Genomic DNA, 538 nt, shown 5'->3' with positions numbered 1-538 from the left:
CAAATGGCGGTTCACGTACCACTTTCGGCAGAAGCACAAGCAGAAGCACGTCTTCTCATGCTCGCTGCACAAAACATCTTGAACCCGAAAGACGGTAAACCTGTTGTTACACCATCGCAGGATATGGTCCTCGGTAACTACTACCTCACGCTCGAGCGCGAAAACGCGATCGGCGAAGGTAAAATCTTCTCGACAGTGAACGAAGCGCTCATCGCTTATCAAAACGGTTATGCGCACTTCCATACACGTGTTGCGATTCCAGCCGGCGTTCTCAAGAACCCGACATTCACGGAAGAGCAAAACGAGAAATTATTGATTACAACAGTCGGTAAGTTGATCTTCAACGAGATCCTCCCAACGACGTTCCCTTACTTGAACGAACCAACGATGACGAACCTTCAAGAAGCGACGCCAGACAAGTACTTCCTTGAAAAAGGAACAGATGTCGCGGCAGAACTGAAGAACCGTCCGATCATCGACCCGTTCAAAAAAGGATTCCTTGGAAATGTCATCGCGGAAGTCTTCAAACGGTTTGAGA

General features: G+C 48.5%; 1 pseudogene. It reads left to right on the top strand.

Features of this window, described 5'->3' with window-relative positions:
- Nucleotides 1-538 (top strand): annotated as a pseudogene (locus B3S86_RS00035) (DNA-directed RNA polymerase subunit beta'); the annotation flags it as partial.

This window comes from Exiguobacterium sp. UBA3968 (genome assembly GCF_002385115.1).
Lineage (GTDB): Bacteria > Bacillota > Bacilli > Exiguobacteriales > Exiguobacteriaceae > Exiguobacterium_A.
The sequence above is the reverse complement of the archived record's forward strand: the minus strand, read 5'-3'. Positions and strand labels throughout refer to the sequence as shown.